This window comes from Pleomorphochaeta naphthae, assembly GCF_055396005.1.
Genome location: NZ_AP042457.1, coordinates 2,350,960 through 2,367,990, shown reverse-complemented (window position 1 = coordinate 2,367,990; position 17,031 = coordinate 2,350,960). Strand labels below are relative to the sequence as shown.

General features: G+C 29.6%; 15 protein-coding genes. 8 read left to right on the top strand and 7 right to left on the bottom strand.

Annotated features, from left to right (window positions below; genetic code table 11):
- Genes hisD through hisIE form a run of 7 tightly spaced genes read left to right on the top strand, consistent with a single transcriptional unit; the run spans position 1 to position 6,181 of the window.
- Positions 1-1,305, top strand: coding sequence for a histidinol dehydrogenase (gene hisD, locus ACZ5SO_RS10810; RefSeq protein ID WP_464624568.1), 1,305 nt, complete (start codon positions 1-3; stop codon positions 1,303-1,305).
- Positions 1,298-2,353, top strand: a complete 1,056-nt coding sequence (gene hisC, locus ACZ5SO_RS10805) for a histidinol-phosphate transaminase (RefSeq protein ID WP_464624567.1) — start codon at positions 1,298-1,300, stop codon at positions 2,351-2,353. Before hisD ends, hisC begins: the two co-directional genes overlap by 8 nt.
- Positions 2,340-3,461 (top strand): imidazoleglycerol-phosphate dehydratase HisB, encoded by a 1,122-nt coding sequence (gene hisB, locus ACZ5SO_RS10800; RefSeq protein WP_464624565.1) that lies wholly within the window; start codon positions 2,340-2,342, stop codon positions 3,459-3,461. The genes hisC and hisB overlap by 14 nt, the downstream gene beginning before the upstream one ends.
- Positions 3,461-4,051, top strand: coding sequence for an imidazole glycerol phosphate synthase subunit HisH (gene hisH / locus ACZ5SO_RS10795; protein ID WP_464624564.1), 591 nt, complete (start codon positions 3,461-3,463; stop codon positions 4,049-4,051). Before hisB ends, hisH begins: the two co-directional genes overlap by 1 nt.
- A gap of 3 nt (positions 4,052-4,054) precedes the next feature.
- On the top strand, positions 4,055-4,789 hold the full coding sequence (gene hisA, locus ACZ5SO_RS10790) for a 1-(5-phosphoribosyl)-5-[(5-phosphoribosylamino)methylideneamino]imidazole-4-carboxamide isomerase (RefSeq protein WP_464624562.1): 735 nt from the start codon (positions 4,055-4,057) through the stop codon (positions 4,787-4,789).
- Positions 4,783-5,550: an imidazole glycerol phosphate synthase subunit HisF gene (gene hisF, locus ACZ5SO_RS10785; RefSeq protein WP_464624560.1), complete on the top strand. Its 768-nt coding sequence runs from the start codon at positions 4,783-4,785 to the stop codon at positions 5,548-5,550. Before hisA ends, hisF begins: the two co-directional genes overlap by 7 nt.
- A gap of 1 nt (position 5,551) precedes the next feature.
- Positions 5,552-6,181: a bifunctional phosphoribosyl-AMP cyclohydrolase/phosphoribosyl-ATP diphosphatase HisIE gene (gene hisIE, locus ACZ5SO_RS10780; RefSeq protein WP_464624558.1), complete on the top strand. Its 630-nt coding sequence runs from the start codon at positions 5,552-5,554 to the stop codon at positions 6,179-6,181.
- A gap of 120 nt (positions 6,182-6,301) precedes the next feature.
- On the opposite strand, the gene radC is transcribed toward hisIE, so the two are convergent.
- Complete coding sequence (radC, locus tag ACZ5SO_RS10775; protein WP_464624556.1) at positions 6,302-6,985, bottom strand: RadC family protein; 684 nt, start codon at positions 6,983-6,985, stop codon at positions 6,302-6,304.
- A gap of 55 nt (positions 6,986-7,040) precedes the next feature.
- Between radC and ACZ5SO_RS10770 the strand changes: the two genes are divergently transcribed.
- Positions 7,041-7,502, top strand: a complete 462-nt coding sequence (locus ACZ5SO_RS10770) for a MerR family transcriptional regulator (protein WP_464624554.1) — start codon at positions 7,041-7,043, stop codon at positions 7,500-7,502.
- On the opposite strand, the gene ACZ5SO_RS10765 is transcribed toward ACZ5SO_RS10770, so the two are convergent.
- The 6 genes from ACZ5SO_RS10765 to ACZ5SO_RS10740 all read right to left on the bottom strand — a co-directional run bounded on the left by ACZ5SO_RS10765 (position 7,499) and on the right by ACZ5SO_RS10740 (position 17,014).
- On the bottom strand, positions 7,499-8,524 hold the full coding sequence (locus ACZ5SO_RS10765; protein ID WP_464624553.1) for a LacI family DNA-binding transcriptional regulator: 1,026 nt from the start codon (positions 8,522-8,524) through the stop codon (positions 7,499-7,501). The genes ACZ5SO_RS10770 and ACZ5SO_RS10765 overlap by 4 nt on opposite strands.
- A gap of 60 nt (positions 8,525-8,584) precedes the next feature.
- On the bottom strand, positions 8,585-9,775 hold the full coding sequence (mmsB, locus tag ACZ5SO_RS10760) for a multiple monosaccharide ABC transporter permease (RefSeq protein ID WP_464624552.1): 1,191 nt from the start codon (positions 9,773-9,775) through the stop codon (positions 8,585-8,587).
- A 2-nt stretch (positions 9,776-9,777) separates the two neighbouring features.
- Complete coding sequence (locus tag ACZ5SO_RS10755) at positions 9,778-11,310, bottom strand: ATP-binding cassette domain-containing protein (RefSeq protein ID WP_464624550.1); 1,533 nt, start codon at positions 11,308-11,310, stop codon at positions 9,778-9,780.
- Between the two features lie 61 nt (positions 11,311-11,371).
- A complete protein-coding gene (gene chvE, locus ACZ5SO_RS10750; RefSeq protein WP_464624548.1) occupies positions 11,372-12,451 on the bottom strand; it encodes a multiple monosaccharide ABC transporter substrate-binding protein in 1,080 nt (359 codons plus the stop codon).
- A 368-nt stretch (positions 12,452-12,819) separates the two neighbouring features.
- Positions 12,820-14,967 carry a sodium-translocating pyrophosphatase gene (locus ACZ5SO_RS10745; protein WP_464624547.1) on the bottom strand — a complete coding sequence of 716 codons (2,148 nt, stop codon included), beginning with the start codon at positions 14,965-14,967 and terminating at the stop codon, positions 12,820-12,822.
- Between the two features lie 148 nt (positions 14,968-15,115).
- A complete protein-coding gene (locus tag ACZ5SO_RS10740; RefSeq protein ID WP_464624546.1) occupies positions 15,116-17,014 on the bottom strand; it encodes an EAL domain-containing protein in 1,899 nt (632 codons plus the stop codon).
- Positions 17,015-17,031 lie beyond the last annotated feature (17 nt).

Sequence of the window (17,031 nt, the reverse complement as noted above, 5' to 3'; positions counted from 1 at the left end):
ATGATTCCATATTATTATAAACCAAATATTAGTGAGATTGAATCTTTATTTACTAGAGAACTAAGCGATGATAGTGATGTAGAAAAAAGTGTAAAGGATATCATAAATAAGGTAAAAAATGATGGCGACAAAGCTCTTTTCTATTTTGCTAAAAAGTTTGATAAGGTAGATTTAGATAGCTTATATGTAGGTAAAGAAGAATTTGATAATTGTGATTCACTGGTTAGTGACGATTTAAAAAAATCAATTCTTAGAGCAAAAGATAACATTGAAAAGTTTCACATAGCACAGTTACCACAAGGTGAGGAAGTTGAAATTGAAGACGGAATTTCATTAAGTCGAAAAATTGTTGCTATCAATAGCGTAGGTTTATATATACCAGGTGGAACAGCTCCTTTGTTTTCAACAGTTTTAATGCTAGGAGTCCCAGCTAAAGTTGCAAATGTAAAAAATATAATACTAGCAACACCTCCAACAAAAGATGGTAGCGTGAATCCTATTGTATTATTTACAGCAAAGGCGATTGGTATTGATAAAATAATTAAAGTTGGTGGAGCTAGTGCAATAGCAGCTCTATCTTATGGAACAGAAAGTATTAATAGAGTTGATAAAATTTTTGGTCCAGGAAATAGATATGTAAGTTATGCTAAAATGATAATATCATCTAGAACTTCAATTGATATGTTAGCAGGACCGAGCGAGGTCATGGTAGTAGTAGATAAGGATACAAAACCAAGCTATGCTGCAAGTGATTTCTTATCCCAAGCTGAACATGGTAGAGATAGTCAATCAATATTATTAATTTTAGCTAATGAAAAAGCTGCTTTAGATATAAAAAATAAGTTTATTAAAGAAGTTGAAAGACAACTTGAAAAATTAGAAAGGAAAGAATATCTCTTACCTTCTTTAAACAATTCTAAAATAATAGCGACAGATGATTTTAATAATTGTGTTGAATTAATTGATAAATATGCTCCTGAACATTTAGTTTTAAATTTAAATAGAGCAAAAGAAATTTCAAATAAAGTTAGTAACGCAGGTTCTATTTTTATTGGCCCTTATGCTTGTGAGAGTGCTGGGGATTATGCAAGTGGAACTAATCATACCTTGCCAACAAGTGGTTGGGCAAGAAGTGTCTCAGGAGTTAGTATTGATTCCTTTATCAAAAAAATAACCATTCAAGAAATTAGTAAAAAAGGCTTAAAATCATTAGGTCAAACAATAATTACAATGGCAGAAGGTGAAAGTTTAATAGCTCATGCTAATAGTGTAAGAGTTAGATTGGAGGATATTGAAAATGATTAAAGATTTACTAAGAAAGAATATTAGAGACTTAACTCCTTATAGTTGTGCTAGAGATGAATTTAATGGTGTTGCAGAGGTTTTTCTTGATGCAAATGAAAATTACAAATCATATTCAAATTTTAATTTCAATAGATATCCTGATCCTCACTGTACATTGTTAAGAAAAAAATTAGATGAAAAATTAGGCTTACCTTTTGAAAATACTGTTATAGGAAACGGTAGTGATGAATTAATTGATAATTTGATAAGAACATTTTGCGAACCTAAAGAAGATAAAATTATAATAATGAAGCCAACTTATGGGGCATACAAGGTTTTTGCCGATATCAATGATGTTGAAACTGTTTTTGTGAATTACAAAGAGAATTTTGAAATAAATTTAGAATTATTAAAAGAGACAATTGAAAGTGAATCCTATTTAAAGTTATTATTTATTTGTACTCCTAATAATCCTACAGGAAGAGCAGAAGATTTATCCACCCTTGAACAGATCCTTCAAATGTTTAAGGGGGTAGTTATTATTGATGAAGCGTATGGAGAGTTTAGTAGCAAGGAAAGTAGCGTAAAACTTGTAGATATATATGAGAACTTGGTAGTATTAAAAACCTTATCTAAATGTTTTGCTGCAGCTGGAATTAGAGCTGGGATTATGGTTACAAATAAAGAGATAGTTGAAGTTATTAATAATATGAAAGCCCCATATAATGTGTCTTCCTCTACTCAACGTGAGGCATTAAATATATTAGAAAAAACTGATATAATCTTTAAAGAAAGAGATGAAATTATTGAAAGAAGAAATAAATATTATAATAAATTTAAAGAATTATCTTATGTCAAACACGTTTATAATAGTGATGCTAATTTTCTCTTGATGGAAGTAAAAGATAGTAATTATTTATGTAAAAAACTTCAAGACAAAAAGATAATCATTAGAAATAGAACAAATGATTTATATCTAAACAATTGCGTAAGGATAACTATAGGTAGTGAAGAAGAGTGTAATTCTGTATATAAAGCTATCGAGGAGGTAGGAAATGAAGGAAAATAAAGGTCCTCTTTTATTTATTGAATGTAATAGTTTAGTAGGAAAAGTTGAAAGAGATGCTTCATTTAATTTTATAAAATTTCGACCATCTGTTTTTAGAGGGTTATCTTCTATTGTTGATAAGAGTAATTTTAAATTAGTTATGATTTTATGTTGCGAAGAGTATCAAGCAAAAGGAATCTCTGAAGAGAAAATAAATTCTCTTTGCAATAAGGTAAAAGAAGATTTTGCTAATGAAAGAATATATTTTGAAAAAGATGTTTTTGATTATGAAATCCAAAATTTATGTCCTAAATTTACTAAAGATAATTTAAAAATGAAGGGGTATCTTAGTGGGGATTATGATATTAATAATTCATTTATAATCGGAACTAAGAGTGAAAATATATCATTGGCTAAAGAACTTAATATTAATTGTATTTTATATAGTTCTAAAGATGATGCTTTAGAAAATAAAGATGAGGCTACTTTAATCAGTGATGATTGGAATGAAATATCGAATTTCTTAGTCAACAGTAAATTAAAATTAAGCAGAAAAGCTTCAGAAATTAGAAACACTAAAGAGACAAAAATTAAATTAAATTTAAATTTGGATGGAACTGGAAAATCTCATATAGATACTAAAATTAAATTTTTTGATCATATGTTAGAACAAATTTCCCGCCACAGTGATATAGATTTGGATTTAGTTTGTGATGGAGATTATGAAGTTGATGAGCACCATAGTGTTGAAGATGTTGCAATAGCTTTAGGCAATGCAATTAGTAAAGCAATTGGTGATAAAAAGGGATTAGCTCGCTATGGGTATAACAATCTAGCGATGGATGAAGTATTGGCTCAATGTGCTATAGACTTTTCTAACAGACCTTATTTAGTATATGATGTTCCAATAAAAAGAGAGTATATAGGATCTTTTCCAACAGAAATGTTTGAACACTTTTTTAAATCTTTTAGTGATGCAAGCAAATCAACTTTGCATATAAAAGTTAGTCCTGGAAATTCTCATCACATGATTGAAGCTGTATATAAGAGTTTTGCAAAATGTTTAAAACAAGCTTTGTATGTTTATCCTTTTAGTAATAAACTGCCAACAACTAAAGGAGTGCTATAATGATTGCTATTGTAAAATATAATGCTGGTAATATTCAAAGTGTTAAGTATGCTTTAGAGAGATTAAATGCTGAATTTGTAGTAAGTGATAATCCACAAGTTTTAAAATCTGCAGATAAGGTAATCTTTCCAGGAGTTGGAGAAGCTTCTTCTGCAATGTCATATTTGAGAAAGACTAAGTTAGATAAAGTTTTAACAAATCTTCATCAACCTTTTTTAGGAATTTGTTTAGGATTACAGTTGATGTGTAAATCAAGTGTTGAAAATAATACTGATTGTCTTGGTATTTTTGATTATCAAGTTACAAAGTTTGATACTGAAAAAGGGTATAAAATACCACATATGGGATGGAATCAGATAACATTTAAAGAAGATAATCCATTATTTGTAGGGATTAAACAAAATAGTTATGTTTATTTTGTTCATAGTTATTTTGTTCCAAAAGGTGATGATACTTTAGCTAAGTGTGAATATGATGAAACTGAATTTAGTGCAGCTCTTCATAAAGATAATTATTTTGGAGTACAATTCCACCCAGAAAAGAGTGGACAAATTGGTGCTAAAATATTACAAAATTTCCTGGAGATTTAGATAATGATAATAATACCAGCGATAGATATTATTGATAACAAAGTGGTAAGATTGACAAAAGGAGATTATGATTCAGTAAAAAATTATAGTCAAGATCCTCTTGAAATAGCAAAGGAACTTGAAGATTATAATATAACTCATCTTCATTTAGTTGATTTGCAAGGTGCAAAAAATAATAAGATTATGAATTTAAAAACCTTAGAAAGAATTGCATCAAATACTAATTTAATAATTGATTTTGGTGGGGGTGTTAAAACAGAGCAGAGTTTAAAAGATGCTTTTAATGCTGGTGCAAAACGAATTACTTGTGGAAGTATTGCTGTAAAAAATCCTCAATTAGTATTATCTTGGCTTGAAAAATATTCAAGTGATAGGTTAATCCTAGGGGCAGATTGTAAAGATAATATGATTGCTACTTCAGGTTGGTTAGAAGTGAGTGAACTTAAGGTTGATGAATTTATAAATAACTATTTAAATCAAGGTTTTAGAAGGGTAGTTTGTACTGATATTTCAAAAGATGGAATGTTAAAAGGCCCATCTTTTTCTTTATATAAAATGTTGAGAGAAAATTGTAATCCAGAATTGGAGTTGGTAGCTTCAGGTGGTGTAAGCTCAATTGAAGATATAGATAAGCTATATGAATATAAATTACATAGTGTAATTGTAGGGAAAGCTTATCTAGAAGGTAAAATTAGTATTAAGCAATTAGGCTTATTACAGGAGAAATATAAATGCTAGCAAAAAGAATCATACCTTGTTTAGATGTTAAAGATGGAAGAACTGTTAAAGGTGTTAATTTTGTAGATTTAATTGATGCTGGAGATGCTAGTGAACTTGCTAAATTGTATAGTGATTTAGGGGCAGATGAATTAGTATTTTTAGATATAACAGCTACAGTTGAAAAACGAGCTACTTTAGCTAAATTAGTTAAGAAAGTAGCATCAACTATTAATATCCCCTTTACAGTTGGTGGAGGAATTAATACAGTTGAAGATGTTGAAGTTTTACTATCTTCAGGTGCTGATAAGATTTCAATAAATTCTAGTGCATTTAAAGATCCAAAACTAATAACTACACTTGCAAATAATTTTGGAACTCAATGTGTTGTTTGTGCTTTAGACGTTAAAAAAGATCCTTCTTTTAAGTCTGGATACCAATGTTATATTCATGGTGGAAGAGTTAAAACAAATCGAGATGCATTAGAAGTTGCAAAAGAATTTACTGATAAGGGTGCTGGAGAAATATTATTAACATCAATGGATAAGGATGGTACAAAAGATGGTTTTGCTCTTGATTTAAACGCTATGATAAGTCAAAGTGTAACAATACCTGTAATTGCGAGTGGTGGAGCAGGAAAGTGTGAACATTTTTACGATGTATTCACAAAAGGTAAAGCTGATGCGGCCTTAGCTGCCTCCATTTTCCATTTTGGAGAAATCTCAATTCCAGAGTTAAAATCATATTTAAAAAATAATGGTATAAGTATTAGGGAGATATAATATGGAGTTAACAATTGAAAAAATCGATGAAGTTGATTTTGAAAAAGGGAATGGATTGATTCCTGCGATAGTTCAAGATGCTATTTCTGATAAAGTTTTAATGTTAGGCTATATGAATAAAGAGTCTTTAGTTGAAACTTTTGATAGAAAATTAGTTACTTTTTATTCTAGAAGTCGCCAGGAACTTTGGACTAAAGGCATGACCAGTGGTAATTTTTTAAATTTAAAAAGTGTTTTACTTGATTGTGACCATGATACATTATTAGTTAAAGCTACACCAACAGGGCCTGTATGTCACACTGGTGCAGATACTTGTTTTTTTGAAGAAAATGATTTTGAAGATATGGAAACAAAAGATTTCTTATTTTATCTAGAAAAAATAATAGAAGATAGACGAGATTATCCTATAGAAGGATCCTATACTAATCATTTATTCTCAAGAGGGATTAAAAAGATTGCCCAAAAAGTTGGAGAAGAAGCTACAGAACTTGTTATTGAAAGTATGGATGACAAACGAGACTTATTAATAGGAGAAACAGCAGATTTACTTTATCATTTACAAGTTTTATTAACATATAAAGGGGTAAAATTAGTAGAAGTGCTTGAATGTTTACAACATAGACATACTTAAAAAATTAATTGTATTATTTCTTATCCGTTGTCTAAAAATAACAAATAGCAACGGTTTTTTTTATTTTATAAAATGGGCTTTTTTTTATTATTTGAAATTTTAAAAGCCCACTTTTTAACCTTATAATTCTTCATACTCCTTCATCGAATGGTATTCATCTTCGCTGAAAATTATATGATCAATAATTTCAATTCCAAGAATTTTGCCACATTCAATTAATCTTTTTGTTATGTGTACGTCATTGATACTAGGGGTTAAAATTCCTGTTGGATGATTGTGGCAAAGAATAATTGCAACAGCTCTATTTTTTATTGCATTTGAAAAGACTTCTCTTGGATGGACAATACATTGGTTTATTGTCCCTATTGAAGCAACATCAATTGCTAGAATTTCGTGTGCACAATTGATTGAAATTGAAATAAACAATTCTTGTTCTCTAGTTGCGTAATGTCTAACAACTTTGTGAACATCTTCAGGTTCGATTATTTGCCTTTCTTTTTTTTCAATTTTCCGTCTTCCTAATTCTAAGGCAGCACATAATTGAGAACTTTTTGCTAAACCTAAACCTTTAATTTGACTTAAATCAGTTAGGGATAAATCTCCTTTTTCATCTAATATATTAATAACTGAAGTTGCAATGTTTTGAATTTTATTTTCTCTAGTCCCTGAACTAATTAATAATGCAATCAATTCTTCATCGGTTAAATGTTTAGCTCCGTAATTTTTTAATCTTTCTCTTGGTTGTTCAACCCTATCCATTTTTTTTATATCTGTACTTAATGGTGTATTTATTTTATATCTCATAATTCCATATACTCAATAACTTGTAAAATCGCATTATTTATGGTAAGAAAAACTTATGAAAGAAGAAAAATATAGGATTGGGGACCTTGCTCGAAAAGCTAGAGTTACAGTTCGAACAGTTCGTTATTATGAAAGCTTAAATTTAATTAGCCCAAGTTATAGATCTCAAGGTGGGCAAAGATATTATAGTCAAAAAGATTTAGTTTATTTGAAGCGAATCCTTGAACTGAAAGAATTAGATTTTTCTTTAGATGAAATAAAAAAAATAATAAACTTAAAAGATGAAGATAGTTCAGGAATTAAAAGAAGAAGCGAACTTCTTCATCAATATAGAAAAAAATTATCAAATGTAATTGATAAAAAAGTTGCTCTAGAAGCAAAGATTGATTCTATAAATTGGCATATAAGACAGTTAGAATCAAATATAGATTTTAGAGAATGCCCGGGAAAAGATTGTATAAGTTGTCAATTTAAAGAAAATTGTAGATTTGCATTAGATGATGAGCCTGAGTATTAAAGGATTTCTTTAATATGAATTTCAGGTTTAATTATATAATCATGGATATCTTCTTTTGAAGTGTTGAAAGCCAAATGATTAAACATTAGTTCAACTGCTTTAAAGCCTTGGTCGTATGCATTATGAATAACAGTACTTTCTATAATCCCTTGTTCTAATAAATTGATAGTTGCTGGAACTAAATCATAGCAAAAAATTTTAGGCCTTTGTAAGCTAGTATTTTCTATAATTGCTTTACAACCACCTTCAACCCCAGCCGCAACAAAGTAGACAGTAGTTATATTTTTATAATTTTTAAAGGCTTTTGAAACAATTTTATAAGCTATGGTTTCATTATCATTACATTCTAAAATATCAATTATTGAATAATTCGTTTTATTATCATCTAATGTTTTTATAAAGCCTTTTATTCTATCGTTGTGGCCTTTTACAGATAATGAACCTGTAATGATTAATATATTATTTATAGGATTATTGATTAATCTAATTAATCCTGCAGTGGCAACCCCTGATTTATAGTAATCTGGACCAACATAAAAAAGCCTATTACTTTTAGGAACATCCGTATTTACACAAGCTACAGGAATTCCTTTTTTTATTATATTATTTAATTTTTTTTCGATTTGTTTTGTATTGATAGTAGTTATCAGTAGCGCATCAAAGTTAAGTTTTTCTAATTTATCTAGAGCATCTAAGTGTTGTTGTAAATTGAATCCTTGAAGATGTTCAATATGGACATTAAGTCCATAATCTTGATATTCTTTTTTTGCTGATTTTATTCCGATTTTAACTCTGTCAAAAAAATGATTCCCTATATCTGGTAATAAACAACCTATTCTTATTTTCTTTTTTCGGATAGCTAAAAGAGAACCAGCTTTATTTTTAGAATAATTCAAGTCATTAGCGATTTGCTTTATTTTTTTTGCTATTTCCGGATTGACACCAGCGCGATTGTTGAGAACACGGTCAACAGTTCCCCTAGAAACACCGGCTTTATTAGCTATATCTTTAATTGTTGCCATCAATATTTTCCTTTTGAATAATTATAATAGCATTAGTGCAAGGTGTCACTAGGGGTTTAATTAATTCTTGTTTGCTGCCCGCTTTTTTGACATTACATCAAAAACTACTGCTGCGAGCAAAACTAACCCTTTAACAGCTTTTTGCCAGTTTGCATCTATACCTAGAATAGACATACCATTGTTCAGAACACCCATTAAAATAGCCCCTATAATGGCTCCACTTACTGTTCCTGTTCCACCATAAGCACTTGCTCCACCAATAAAACAAGATCCGATAGCATCTAATTCATATGTATTGCCTGCAGAAGGTGTTGCACTATTAAATCTAGCAACACAAACGAGAGCTGCAATTGCTGATAAGAAACCCATATTAGTGTATGCACCAAATAAAAGTTTATTGGTATCTATACCAGAAAGTATTGCTGCTTTTTCATTACCACCCATGGCATATAATTGACGACCTGGTACTGTTTTTGAAGTAAAGTAATTATAAACAAAGATAATAACACTTAACCAAATTAGTACGACAGGAAGACCTTTATGTTTTCCTAAAGCAGTCGCAAATAGTAATACTACAAAGGATATAGCAAATAATTTTGCGAAATTAGATAGCTTAGAACCGTGAATGTATCCTTTTTTTATTCTTCTGAAATAATCTTTTAAATTAAATAAAATATATAATGCTAAAAGAATAATAGCTATAATTAATGTAAAGACTAATTTACTGTTAGAATTTGTACTGTTAGGAAGGTAGCTTGAAAAAATTTTTAAATATTGTTCGGGGAAAGGTGATATTGTTAATCCATTAAGAATAATATTTGCTATACCTCTAAAAAGCAGCATGCCTGATAATGTTACAATAAACGCTGGTATTCTAACATAAGCAATCCAATAGCCTTGCCAAGCCCCTAATAATATTCCGAGAATCAAACAAATAAATATGGACAGATAAATATTTACATGAAGATTTACAATTAATGTTCCAGCTACAGCTCCTACAAGACATACTATTGATCCAACAGAAAGGTCAATATTACCTCCAGTTATAATACATAGAAGCATCCCAACAGCTAAAATTACAACATATGCATTTTGATTGATTAAGTTCGATATATTAGCAGGAGCAAGCATTGAACCTCTATCTGCTCCACGTATTAATAATTCAAATAGCAATACAACAGCTACTAATGCAATTAACATAGTATTATTTTTCAATATTTTAATAATTTTCCTTTGGTTAGAATTAGTCATTATTAATTAGTCTCCTTTGAACTTTGTATAATTAAAGTCATAATTTTTTCTTGTGTAGCTTCTTTTTGGGGCAATTCTCCTACAATTTTTCCTTCATTCATAATATAAATTCTATCGCACATCCCAAGTAATTCAGGAAGTTCGGATGAAATCATTATTACTGCTTTACCTTTTTCTACCATCTGATTTATTAAAGTATAAATTTCATATTTAGCTCCAACATCAATTCCTCTAGTTGGTTCATCTAAGAATAAAATATCGGGTTCAGCAAATAAGCTTTTACCAAGGAGTACTTTTTGTTGATTACCTCCACTTAAGTCTTCTACTTTTTGTTCTTCACTTGCACATTTAGTATTCATTTCTAAAATATATTTATTAGCAAGTTCAACTTCTAAATCACTATCAATTTTGAAATTATGAGATATTTTTTTTAAATTTGAGAGTGTTATATTTTTTTTGATTGAATTCGACAATATTAATCCATTGCCTTTTCTATCTTCCGTTACATAAGCTAATTTATTATCTATAGCAACTTTAGGTGAGGATAAATATACTTCCTTTCCTTTTATAAGGCATTTTCCACTTATTTTTTTCCCATAACTATGTCCAAAGATACTCATAGCTAATTCTGTTCTTCCAGCTCCCATTAGCCCACTAATTCCAATTACTTCACCTTTTCTTACATTGAAGTTAATGTTATTACAAATTAGTCTATCTGAATATAAGGGATGAAAAGCATTCCAATCCTTAATTTCAAAAATAATTTCTCCAATATTAGGAATTCTTTTTGGAAATCTATTAGATAAATCTCGGCCAACCATGGCTCTTATAATTGTGCTTTCATTGAAACCATCTTTTTTCTTAAGAGTTGTAATTGATTTTCCATCTCTTATTACAGTAACAGTGTCAGCTACGTATTCAATCTCATTTAATTTATGAGAGATGATTATTGAAGTCATCCCCTTTTTCTTGAATTCTAGCAATAAATCTAACAGATTTTTGGAATCTCTTTCATTTAAAGAAGCTGTAGGTTCGTCTAAAATTAATAATTTAACATTTTGGGTTAATGCTTTAGCAATTTCGACAAGTTGTTGTTTTCCAATTCCTATGTCTTTTATTAAAGTTTTTGAGGATTCGTTTAATCCAACTAGTTTTAAATATTTATCTGCTTCTTCATAGGTTTCTTCCCAATTTATATTAAATAATTTACCTCTTTCATTACCAAGAAATATATTTTCTCCAATAGAGAGTAATGGAACAAGAGCTAATTCTTGGTGAATAATGGCTATTCCTTGCTTTTCACTTTCATGAATATTAGCGAATTTACATTCTTTTCCATTAAAAATAATTTTGCCTTCATAACTTCCATAGGGGTAAACTCCACTTAATACTTTCATTAATGTGGATTTTCCAGCACCATTTTCACCTACTATGGCATGAATTTCACCTTCTGTTATCTGGAGATTAACTTTATCTAAAGCTTTGACCCCTGGAAAAGTTTTTGTTATGCTTTGCATTTCAAGCATATATTTCATACAATTCTCCATTTAAAGACATAGGTAGACTATTATTGTCTACCTATGTGTCAAAGTTAAATTATAAACCTAATTGTTCTGGTGTATAATAGCCACTATCTATTAATAGTTCTTGATAGTTATCAGCACTTGCGTAAACAGGTGTACATAAATAGCTAGGGATAATTCCGGTGCCATTATCATAAGTTTCAACATCATTTATTTCTGGCTCTGAACCTTTCATTAAAGCGTCAACCATAGCAACAACTTTTTCAGCTAAAGTTCTAGTATCTTTAAATACTGACATGGATTGAAGTCCTGCAATCATATTCTTAACACTTGTAACATCGCAATCTTGTCCTGTTAAATATGGGAAATTGTCTTTGGTATAACCAGCTTCAACTAACGCATTTGTAATACCTTGTGCACATGAATCATTTGATGAGAGGACAGCATCTAATCTTTGTCCATTAGGACCATATCCGTTTGATGTGATTAAATTTTCCATTCGTTTTTGTGCTTCCTCAGTACTCCAGTTAGGAGTAGAGCATTGAGCTTTTTCTGTTTGTCCTGATTTGCAAATAATAGTTCCATTGTCTAAATAAGGTTTTAGAACCGACATAGCACCTCCCCAGAAATAAACACAGTTATTGTCATCAGGAGCACCAGTAAAGAATTCCATATATGCAGGTTCTTTTCTGTTGTCTAAATCTAAAGCATCTCTTAAATATTCACCTTGAATGACACCAACACTATAATTGTCAAAAGTTGCATAATAAGAAACAGCTTCACTATTCATAATTAATCTATCATATGAAATGACAGGAATTTCTTTTTCTTTAGCGTCTTTTAACACTTCAGTTAAAGATGAACCATCAATAGCTGCTATGATTATTGCATCACAGTTACTCATAATCATGTTTTCAACTTGGTTTACTTGGGTAGGAATATCATTGTCTCCAGCATATTGTAAATCAACTTTATAACCGGCAGCTTCAAGTTTTTCTTTCATGTTAGCACCATCTTGATTCCAACGTTGTAAACTCTTAGTAGGCATTGAAACACCGATTTTTTTTACGTCTGAAGTTTCAGAAGTACCACCAGCGAAAATAGCAGAAGTAGCTATTATTAGAACTAATAAGAAGCATAAAAATTTTTTCATATAATTCTCCTTTTTTTTATTCGTGCCCGAGCACACATTTAATGATAGCATACTAATGTTAGTTGTCAAGCAAAAAAATAACTGTAAATTTAGGTATATCTAAAATATATAATAGGCAAAAAATATTTTAAAACGATGGCTTATGAATTATAAATTACTAAAAATTTTTTTAAAAATGCATAAATTAAGGCTATTGATATATATAGGGAATTGAAATATTCCTATTTTGTTAATTATAAATATTATTTTAATTATTGATTATATGATAGATTTTATATGTTATATTTTATAAAATTATGATAAAGATGAACCAAAGTATCCTTAGATTTGATAAGAATACTTTGGTTTAAAAAAATGAGAGATACATATTAAGAGAAAAAATTAATAATATTATATTTTGAGAAGATTGATACAAATATAACAGATATAACACTCATGATTTTTATTAATATATCAAGAGATGGCCCAACTGTATCTTTCAGAGGATCTCCTACTGTATCCCCAATGATAGAAGCTTCATGAGCATCACTAGATTTTCCACCAAAATGACCTTTTTCTATATATTTTTTCCCATTATCCCAAGATCCCCCAGAATTTGCAGTAAATATAGCAAGCATTATAGCAGATAGAGTTGTTCCTATTAATAACCCTCCAACAAATTTAGGTCCAAAAATAAAGCCTGAAATTAGAGGAGTAAATACTGAAATAAGAGCAGGATATTTCATTTCTGATAGGGCACCTTTACTTGAAATTGCTATACATTCTTTATAGTCAGGAACAGTATCTCCCTTTAATATTGAAGGATCTTTTATAAATTGTTCTCTAATGGCATCTACCATTTTTTTTGCTGACTTTCCAACTGCTTCAATAAGGATTCCACTAAAAAGGTATGGAAGTGCTGCTCCAACGATGGCTCCAGCTAAGATTAAAGTATCAATCATATTTAGAGATAAAGTTTGATGTGAACTAGCTTCACCCATCAATGCGTAAAGGTATGAAGCAAATAATGAGAGAGCTGCTAGTGCTGCTGATCCGATAGCAAAGCCTTTACCAATTGCAGCAGTAGTATTCCCTATAGCATCTAAATCATCAGTAATGGTTCTAACTTCCTCATCTAAATCACACATCTGTGCGATTCCTCCTGCATTATCAGCAATTGGGCCATAGGTATCAACGCTGACTGTTACAGCAACAAAGCTTAGCATTCCCATTGCAGAAATTCCAACTCCATATAATCCTGCAAAAGCATGAGATAATATAATACAGAAGCTAATTATTAGTATCGGAAATAAAGTACTTTTCATTCCAAGAGCTAATCCTTCTGTAATAACAATAGCTCCACCTTCTTTAGAAGATGTGGCAACTTTAAGTGTTGGTTTATATTGATAACTTGTAAAATATTCAGCGAAAAATCCTACTGTGAGACCACTTATTATTCCAAGTATAGCTGAAACCCAAGGGGAAATTGACCCAAATTTAAAAGCGGTAATTGTTGGATCCATGTAAAAGAAACTCATAAAGAAAGTTAAACATATTGTTAAAAGAGCACTGCGATAAGTAACGTTATTTAATTGTTTATGAGGATTGTTTAGTTTTTTCTTTTTTGTAAAAAGAAAGATAGAGAATGTGCAACTTAAAAGCCCTATAGAACAAAAAGCTAATGGAAATATAATTAACTGATTTAATTGACTGTATGAGATTGCCGATTCAGTATTCCTAAACGAATAAGCTGTATAAATAGCCAAAACTATAGCACTTATAATTGAGCCGACAAAGCTTTCTAGTAAATCTGAACCTAACCCAGCAACATCTCCTACATTATCACCAACATTATCTGCGATAGTTGCAGGGTTTCTTGGATCATCCTCTGGTATTTTATATTCTGCTTTACCAACTAAATCAGCACCCATATCCGCTGCTTTAGTATAAATTCCTCCTCCTACACGATTGAACATAGCTATAAGTGAACAGCCTAATGCATAGGCACTAACACTCATAGTAAACGGTATATCACTTATTCCAATGATATTGGTGTGGAAGGCTAGGTTGTCCACTTCTAATTGGCCTAATACTTTACCAAATACTATGTAAACAATTGCTAATCCCAGGAGGGCAAAAGAAGCTACACATAGCCCCATAACAGAACCACCTTCAAAAGCAACTTTCAAAGTTTTTCCTTTATTTTTAGTAGTTCTTGCCTTATTTGTTACTCTTACATTTGCAAGAGTGGCAATTTTCATTCCTATCCAAGCCGCACTAGAACTTAAGAATGCTCCTAAAATAAAGCAAAAGGCAGCAGTAGGTGATACTACTATGGATATTATTATTGCTAATATTATTGAAACGATGACAATTAATCTAAATTCCTGGTTTAGAAATTCTTTTGCACCTTCTTTAATGTATGAAGAAATTTCTATCATTTTTTGTGTACCAGGATCTTGTTTTTTTACAAGATTATAATTATAAAAAGCTAATAAAAGCGCTAAAAAAATAGAAATTAATAATAAGTATAACATTGTTACATCCTTCTAAGAATTTAATCCTATACTTTTAATTGTCAGACGGAATTATTGAGTTGTCAATAATTTAATTATATTTTTTTTACGTTTAAATGTGTATGTGTAAAAAACAAAAGAGAAGCAAAGAAATTAAGGATTTGTTTTATTATTTATTATTTTTTTTTAAGAAGGATATAAATTCACTTGGAGATAGTGGTTCGCTATAAAAATAACCTTGATAATAATCAATATCTAATTGAGATAAAAAATTGATTTGTGCTATAGTCTCAATTCCTTCAACCACAATTTCTAAATCTAATTTTTTTATCATGTTGATTAAAGATGATATCATAACTTTATATTTATTACTTTCTTGAGCTAAAAGTAGTAGGGCTCTATCAATTTTAGCAGTTGAAAAAGGAAGTCTAAGTACTGAATCTAAGTTCGCATATCCTGTTCCAAAATCATCCATTGAGAAAGAAATTCCTTCTTCTGATAATATTTTCATGGTCTTCTCTAATTGAGGTGCTAGGCTTGCTGTGCTTTCAGTAACTTCGAAAGTTATTTGATTTTTTTTAATATTATATTTTTCAAACAATAGAAGAATTTTTTTAGGAAAGGTTGGATCTAGACAATCAATAACAGAAAGGTTTATTGAAATATTTTTAAAATTATTAGGTAATTTATTCGTTTTTAGGAATTGGCAAACTTTCTCAATCATTGTTAAACTTAGTTGACTGATTATTCCTTTTCGTTCTGCAAAAGGAATAAATATTGATGGACTAATATATCCAAATTGTTTTGTATGAATTCTACACAAAGCTTCGGCTGAATTGAATTGATCATTTCTTGTGTTGTAGATTGGTTGAAGTTTTAATTGAATATCATCTTCTTCAATCGCTTTTAAAATAGCCTCATCTCTTTTTTGGTTATATCTATATTCTGTTATATTGTCTAAATGGAGAGAGGAAGGAATGCCTTCGTCTTTTGCTTTTTTACAAATAAAATTAATTAAATCTATAATTTCTGAAGTTGATTTAATATCGCTGAGAGTGTCTGAGTAAGCAATATGGACATTAATTTCTATAGTAATATCTTGGCTAGTAATTGTCTTAGGAAATTTTTGATATAAAAGATTTAAAATATTTTTTTGACATCTATTTTTTTTTGATATTATTATAAATCTATCGCCTTCAATTCTAAAGACAAGCGATTTATCTTTTATAAGATTTAATTCATTTGCAATATTTTTAATGACAAGATTTCCGAAATTTTCTGAAATGATGCTATTTATTTTTTTAGTATTTACATTATCTATAACAATAAAGTTGAAAGGGATATTTTTTGATATTAATGTATAAATATATTCATTAAAAGCCATCCTATTATATACTTTAGTCATAGTGTCCATGTATTCTGTTGGATTTAAAAGTGTTAAATACATTAAATAAATAGCTAGGGCCACTGCTGCACTTAGGATTGACACCATAGAAAATTTAATTTGGATTATGGTTGCACAGATACTAATTGTAATAAAAAAGGGAATGATTACTATTTGACTTAATGTTAAATCCTTGCGATTTTTAAATGCAAATATTACTGCAAAAATAAGGATAGTTACTTCACCTATTACTGCAATATTGAAAAGCTCTCCTCTAATATAATTGAGTTCATTATCGAAATAAAAGATTAAATGGGTAAAAGGGGTGGATAGAAGTAAAGAATAATTAATTATAACAATTAGTATTGGAATAGTTTTAAATATATTTCCAACCTTTAATTCATGTTTAGTTAAAACTATGATATACCTAAAAAGTAAGTATGGAATAATCCATTGTGAAATAAAAAATAGAATATTAACTATGAAATTTAAAGTTATATTGACTTTATTATTTATACAATAAAAGGATAGAATATCTATAAAAACAGAAAGCGTTCCTTCTATTAAAATAGCAGAAAATAATTTGTTAGCTCTGTTTGGAAATATAGGATGTGCGTGAAAATAGATTGCCAATATTGAAATAAAAGTTAGTGCAGTTAAATTGTATGAATAATCAAATAGCATCTAGGTTCACAACCCCC

Bases quoted from the DNA above. Each gene is read 5' to 3' on its own strand.
- hisIE (WP_464624558.1), top strand. From the start codon at position 5,552: ATGGAGTTAACAATTGAAAAAATCGATGAAGTTGATTTTGAAAAAGGG.
- ACZ5SO_RS10770 (WP_464624554.1), top strand. From the start codon at position 7,041: ATGAAAGAAGAAAAATATAGGATTGGGGACCTTGCTCGAAAAGCTAGA.
- hisH (WP_464624564.1), top strand. From the start codon at position 3,461: ATGATTGCTATTGTAAAATATAATGCTGGTAATATTCAAAGTGTTAAG.
- ACZ5SO_RS10740 (WP_464624546.1), bottom strand. From the start codon at position 17,014: ATGCTATTTGATTATTCATACAATTTAACTGCACTAACTTTTATTTCA.
- hisB (WP_464624565.1), top strand. From the start codon at position 2,340: ATGAAGGAAAATAAAGGTCCTCTTTTATTTATTGAATGTAATAGTTTA.
- mmsB (WP_464624552.1), bottom strand. From the start codon at position 9,775: ATGACTAATTCTAACCAAAGGAAAATTATTAAAATATTGAAAAATAAT.
- ACZ5SO_RS10765 (WP_464624553.1), bottom strand. From the start codon at position 8,524: ATGGCAACAATTAAAGATATAGCTAATAAAGCCGGTGTTTCTAGGGGA.
- radC (WP_464624556.1), bottom strand. From the start codon at position 6,985: ATGAGATATAAAATAAATACACCATTAAGTACAGATATAAAAAAAATG.
- hisC (WP_464624567.1), top strand. From the start codon at position 1,298: ATGATTAAAGATTTACTAAGAAAGAATATTAGAGACTTAACTCCTTAT.
- hisD (WP_464624568.1), top strand. From the start codon at position 1: ATGATTCCATATTATTATAAACCAAATATTAGTGAGATTGAATCTTTA.
- ACZ5SO_RS10755 (WP_464624550.1), bottom strand. From the start codon at position 11,310: ATGAAATATATGCTTGAAATGCAAAGCATAACAAAAACTTTTCCAGGG.
- hisA (WP_464624562.1), top strand. From the start codon at position 4,055: ATGATAATAATACCAGCGATAGATATTATTGATAACAAAGTGGTAAGA.
- chvE (WP_464624548.1), bottom strand. From the start codon at position 12,451: ATGAAAAAATTTTTATGCTTCTTATTAGTTCTAATAATAGCTACTTCT.
- hisF (WP_464624560.1), top strand. From the start codon at position 4,783: ATGCTAGCAAAAAGAATCATACCTTGTTTAGATGTTAAAGATGGAAGA.
- ACZ5SO_RS10745 (WP_464624547.1), bottom strand. From the start codon at position 14,967: ATGTTATACTTATTATTAATTTCTATTTTTTTAGCGCTTTTATTAGCT.